Below are 3576 nucleotides of genomic sequence, written 5' to 3' on the forward strand. Positions count from 1 at the left end.
TCCAGGGCGTCCGCGGTGGCGTTGAACGTCGTGGCCAGCGGGGTCAGGTCCGGGTCGGACTGCTCGGGCAGCCGGGCCTTCAGGTCACCGCCCGCCATGAGGGAGGCGGCCCTGGTCAACTCGGTCAGCGGGCGCAGGGCCCGCCTGCCGGCCCATGAGCCCAGTGCCACGCCGAGCAGGCCGCTGACGAGGGTGCCCGTGATGAGCAGGATGCTGAGGAACCGGAAGGTGCGGTCCAGTTGCAGCAGCGGCGCGAGTTCGACGTAGGCGCCCCGGGTGGAGTTGAGCGGAAGGCTGACCGCCAGTACCGGAACACCGTCGGCGACGAGGCGTTGGGAGGCGGGGGTGCCGCGGCGACCTAGGTCGACCAGCTCGTCCGGCAGGGCCTGCGGGTCGACCTGCCGCCCGCTGGTGAGCACCTGCCCCGGTCGGTAGAGCAGGACGGTGGAGTCGGGGCCGGTGGTCAGGCCGGTCAGCAGCTCCTCCAGCCCGTCGGAGCCGGTGCGCAGCGCCTCGTCGACCAGGCGGACGTTGACCTCGGCCTGCCGGGTGGCGCTCTGCTCGCGCTGGCGCAGCATGTAGCCGGAGGACAGGTTCCACACCAGCACCGCCAGCGCGCTGGTCAGCAGCAGCGACCCCGCGCCCAGCACGAGGGCGACGCGCCAGCGCAGCGACAGCCGGGGCATGTCAGGTGTCCACCCGGTAGCCCACCCCGCGCACGGTGACGATCAGCTTCGGTTCGTCGGGGTCGGGTTCGACCTTGCGGCGCAGGCGGCGGATGTGGACGTCGAGCAGGCGGGTGTCGCCGAAGTAGTCGTAGCCCCACACGCGCTGGAGCAGCTGCTCCCGGGTGACCACCCGGCCCTCGGCGGAGGCCAGCTCCACCAGCAGTCGGAACTCGGTGCGGGTGAGGTGCACCTCGGTGCCGGCGCGCAGCACGGTGCCCGTCTCGGGGCTGACTTCCAGGTCGCCGATCCGGACCACCTCGTCTTGGCGGCCGGTGCGGCGCAGCAGGGCGCGGATGCGGGCGGCGAGCACCGAGGCGACGAGTGGTTTGGTGACGTAGTCGTCGGCGCCGGCTTCGAGGCCGGCGATGACGTCGGCGGCGTCGGTGCGGGCGGTGACGATGATGATGGGCAGGTCGCCGCGGGCGCGCAGGGTGCGGCAGACCTCCAGGCCGTCCACGCCGGGCAGCATCAGGTCCAGCAGCACCACGTCGGGCCGGGCCTCGGCCAGCAGCTCCAGCGCCTCCTCGCCCGACACGGCGTCGGTGACGGCGAAACCCTCGTCGTCGAGCGCGAGCCCGAGCGCCTGCCTGATGTGCTCGTCGTCCTCGACGAGCAGAACGGAGATGTCCATGGCACCGATCCTCGCGTCCGGGTGATCCCAGCTTCGCCCACGCCGACGGGTCCCGGCGCGGCCGTTCGCCGATCGCAAGGTGTTCGTCAGGTTCCACCCGGTCGACGGGGAGCCGAGGGGGCGCGACCATCCTCTGTGGACCGGGCGCCCGGGAGCGACCGCACGCCGCACCGCCGGCTTCGGCCCGCCGGCATGCCGACCTCCCCTTCGGGTAGTACTGCTCCATGCGCGCCCTCACCCTGGAACCCGGCACCGCCGGGTCGCTCCGGCTCACCGACCTCCCCGACCCGACCCCCGGCCCCGGCGAACTGCTGGTGGAGGGGCTGGCGATGGGCGTCTGCGGCACCGACCGGGAGATCGCGGACGCCGAGTACGGGTGGGCGCCACCCGGCCGGGACCGCCTGGTGCTCGGCCACGAATCGCTCGGACGGGTGAGGACCGCGCCCGAGGGCAGCGGCTTCGCGCCGGGCGACCTGGTGGCCGGCGTGGTCCGGCGGCCCGACCCCGAGCCGTGCGGGGCGTGCGCGCGGGGCGAGTTCGACAACTGCCGCAACGGCGGCTACACCGAGCGCGGCATCAAGGAGCTGGACGGGTACGGGGCCGAGCTGTGGTGCGTCGAGCCGGAGTTCGCCGTGGCGCTGGACCCCCGCCTGGCGGACGTCGGGGTGCTGGTGGAACCCACGTCGGTCGTGGCCAAGGCGTGGGAGCAGGTGTGGCGGGTCGGCGGGCGCGCCTGGTTCGAGCCCCGGCGGGCGCTGGTCACCGGGGCGGGGCCGATCGGCCTGCTGGCCGCGATGCTCGGCGTGCGGCAGGGGCTGGAGGTGCACGTGCTCGACCGGGTCGACACCGGCCCGAAACCGCGCCTGGTCGAGGAACTGGGCGCGACCTACCACCACGCGGACGTGGACGAGGTCGCGTCCCGCCTGCGACCGGACGTGGTGATCGAGGCGACCGGCGTGGGCGACCTGGTCTTCGCGGTGGTGCGCAACACCGCGCCCTACGGCGTGGTCTGCCTGACCGGCGTCTCGCAGACCGGCCGCCGGACCGAGGTGGACGCCGGGCGGGTCAACCGGGACATGGTGCTGGAGAACGACGTGGTGGTCGGTTCGGTCAACGCCAACCTGCGCCACTACCGGCAGGCGGCGGAGGCGCTGGCCGGGGCGGACCGGGACTGGCTGGCCGGCCTGATCACCCGGCGGGTGCCGCTGGGGTCGTTCGCCGAGGCCTTCGAGCCCCGGCCCGAGGACGACACGGTGGTCATCGCCCTGGACGGGGGTCGCTGACGGGGGCCGCTGACGGGGGCCGCTGACCGGCCGCTCAGGTGGCCGTCACCGGGACCGCGCCGCCGCCAGCACCCGGTCCACGTCGTCGTCGGTGAGCTGCCGGAAGTCGGCGTACCACTGGCCCACCGCGTGGAAGCCCAGGGGCGCGAGCGGGCAGACCACGACGTCGGCTTCGGCGGCCAGGGCCTGCCTCGCCCGCCGGGCGCAGACCGGCACGGCCAGCAGCAGGAGCCGCGGCCCCCGACCGCGCACCCACCGCAGGGCGGCACGGGCGGTCACCCCGGTGGCCAGCCCGTCGTCGACCACGACGACCACCCGGCCGGCCCCGTCGGGCGGCGGCCGGTCGCCCCGGTAGCGGCGGATCCGGCGCCCCACCTCGGCCCGCTCCCGCTCGACGGTGTCGGCGAGGTCGGCCTCGGTGAGGCCCAGGGCCCGCAGCGCGCCGCCGTCGAACACCGGCGGACCGTCCTCGGCCAGCGCGCCGACGCCGAACTCCGGCCGCCCCGGCGCGCCGATCTTGCGGACGACCGCGATGTCCAGGTCCCCGCCCACGGCCGCGGCGACCTCGGCCGCCACCGGGACGCCGCCGCGCGGCAGCGCCAGCACCAGCGGGCGGCCGGAGGGACCGGTCGCGGCGAGCCCGCGGACGACCTCCCCGGCCAGCACGCGGCCGGCGTCGGCGCGGTCGGTGAACGTCCTCCTGGTCATGGCCGCCTCCTCGCGGTGCCCCGGGGTGCGGCGCCGGTTCGCGCCACGACCCGTGGGTACCCGTCGCGGACGGCGAACCAGGGGGCGCGGGCGTGCTCGCCCTCGGCCGACGCGGGCTCGACGCCCGCGGTGGGGGGGCCCCCCGCGCGGGCCCGGCGGGCCCCCCCCCCCCCGGGCCACCGCCCTGGGCCGCCCCCCCCGCCCCGCCCCAACCCGGAAAAAATAA

Annotated in this window: 4 protein-coding genes; 1 reads left to right on the top strand and 3 read right to left on the bottom strand. The window is 76.0% G+C overall.

Going from position 1 to position 3576, the window contains the following annotated elements; all coding sequences use genetic code 11:
* Both ACFV4N_RS41465 and ACFV4N_RS41470 read right to left on the bottom strand, forming a co-directional pair.
* Positions 1-686: HAMP domain-containing protein (locus tag ACFV4N_RS41465; RefSeq protein ID WP_499678175.1), on the bottom strand; the 686-nt coding region annotated here is incomplete at its 3' end.
* Between the two features lies 1 nt (position 687).
* Positions 688-1359: a response regulator gene (locus ACFV4N_RS41470; protein ID WP_499678176.1), complete on the bottom strand. Its 672-nt coding sequence runs from the start codon at positions 1357-1359 to the stop codon at positions 688-690.
* 224 nt (positions 1360-1583) lie between these two features.
* On the opposite strand from ACFV4N_RS41470, the gene ACFV4N_RS41475 reads away from it, so the two are divergent.
* The gene (locus ACFV4N_RS41475; protein ID WP_499678177.1) at positions 1584-2642 is read left to right on the top strand and encodes a glucose 1-dehydrogenase; all 1059 of its coding nucleotides are present in this window, start codon (positions 1584-1586) and stop codon (positions 2640-2642) included.
* A gap of 45 nt (positions 2643-2687) precedes the next feature.
* On the opposite strand, the gene ACFV4N_RS41480 is transcribed toward ACFV4N_RS41475, so the two are convergent.
* Positions 2688-3350 carry a phosphoribosyltransferase gene (locus tag ACFV4N_RS41480; protein ID WP_499678178.1) on the bottom strand — a complete coding sequence of 221 codons (663 nt, stop codon included), beginning with the start codon at positions 3348-3350 and terminating at the stop codon, positions 2688-2690.
* Between the last annotated feature and the right edge of the window lie 226 nt (positions 3351-3576).

Source organism: Actinosynnema sp. NPDC059797, assembly GCF_042732085.1.
Taxonomy (GTDB): Bacteria; Actinomycetota; Actinomycetes; order Mycobacteriales; family Pseudonocardiaceae; genus Actinosynnema.